Here is a 1455-nt window from a genome sequence, read left to right as displayed (position 1 = left end):
GCGCATATCCCTCAAGAACTCTCGGGTTCCCGCCACCCGCGCGGTTCGCCGTTCCTGGGGGCCTCGCGGCTCGCCCCCGTACTCCCAGGCGATCCAGGCACGCCCGCCGGTGAGATCGGCGAGCGGAAGACCGGCGGTGTAGCCGGTGTGCGAATAGGCCACGGCATGTGTGGCGGACACATGGGGCTTGACCACGCTGAAGAACGCGTCCAAGGAGACGCCTCCGAAGCGCATCCCGAACTTCGACCAACTCGTCACGCAGTGGATGTCGCCCTCGTAGGCCGACGCCGGCAGTGCGTGGGCCTCGTCCCAGTCCCAGGTGCGGGGCTCGGCCACCAGCCCGTCGACACGGAAGGTCCATTCGGCCGGGGTCAGGTCGGGGGTGACCTCGGCGGACAGGACGGGCCAGTCGTCGCCCGCGTCGTACTGGCCCGGCGGGAGTCCCGGATTGTGGACGCGGGGGCGCCCGGTGAAGCCTCGGGTGACGTTCATATTTCAACCGTACGCTGTCGTGCTGGGTGCTCCGTCCCAGGTCAGTGCGCCGATGATCGCGGTCGTACGGACTTCGGGCAGGCCGGGGAATAGCCGCCGCCCGCTCCTGCTTGCCGCTGAGTGCCGGGTCCGGCGAGGCCCGGCGGCGTAGGGAGAGAGAGGAAGCAGATGCCCGAGGTGCACGTCTTCACGCGGTACGGCGGACCGGAGACCGGGGCGCCAGGGGACGGGGACCGGCCGGTCCCCGGTCCCGGTCGGCTCCCGGTGGCCTTCCGCGCGGCGCGCGTGAACCCGGTCGACCGGAAGCAGCAGGAGGGCCGGGCCCGCGGCGAGAACGTGATCGAGGTCGGCGCATGATCCGGTTCCCCGCTGTCGCCGGCGACGTCCCGCACGTTCTCGACAACCCCGCTCTCGCCGCGCTGACCGGCCCGCACGCGCACTTCGCCGAGCGGCGCGGCCGTGTGCTGCGCTACCCGGTCGACGTCTCGCCATGGCTGGCCCTGCCCGCCGAGCCCGACGCGGACGACTGGGCGGACCTCGCGGCCCTGGCCGGGCCGGGCGCCGAGGTGTCGCTGCCGGGCTTCCGGGGAAGGGTCCCGGACGACTGGGAGATCATCTACCGGATCGAGGGCGTGCAACTGGTGGACGACGGTCTGGCTGCCACGCCCGACGTGGAGGCGGTCCGCCTCGGTCCCGCCGACGTGCCCGAGATGCTGGACCTGGTCGAGCGGACCCAGCCCGGACCGTTCCTGCCCCGCACCATCGAACTGGGCGACTACCTGGGCATACGGCGTGACGGTGCCCTGATCGCCATGGCGGGGGAGCGGCTGCGTCCACCGGGGTGGACCGAGATCAGCGCGGTCTGCACCGACCCCGCCTTCCGCGGCGAGGGCCTGGCGACCCGGCTGATCCTCGCCGTCGCGCACCGCATCCGGGAGCGCGGCGACACCCCGTTCCTGCACC

At 72.6% G+C, this 1455-nt stretch carries 3 protein-coding genes; 2 read left to right on the top strand and 1 reads right to left on the bottom strand.

Translation table 11 applies throughout. The annotated features are described in order from the left end of the window. The coding region (locus ACFW2E_RS40040) for a molybdopterin-dependent oxidoreductase (protein WP_384474969.1) at positions 1–492 on the bottom strand (492 nt) is incomplete at its 3' end. A gap of 168 nt (positions 493–660) precedes the next feature. Between ACFW2E_RS40040 and ACFW2E_RS40035 the strand changes: the two genes are divergently transcribed. Together ACFW2E_RS40035 and ACFW2E_RS40030 are read left to right on the top strand one after the other, a co-directional pair. Then, the gene (locus ACFW2E_RS40035) at positions 661–849 is read left to right on the top strand and encodes a hypothetical protein (RefSeq protein WP_384474966.1); all 189 of its coding nucleotides are present in this window, start codon (positions 661–663) and stop codon (positions 847–849) included. Continuing rightward, on the top strand, positions 846–1455 hold a 610-nt coding region (locus ACFW2E_RS40030; protein WP_384474964.1), incomplete at its 3' end, for a GNAT family N-acetyltransferase. The genes ACFW2E_RS40035 and ACFW2E_RS40030, both read left to right, overlap by 4 nt.

This window comes from Streptomyces sp. NPDC058964 (assembly GCF_042741275.1).
Classification (GTDB): domain Bacteria; phylum Actinomycetota; class Actinomycetes; order Streptomycetales; family Streptomycetaceae; genus Streptomyces.
The sequence above is the reverse complement of the archived record's forward strand: the minus strand, read 5'-3'. Positions and strand labels throughout refer to the sequence as shown.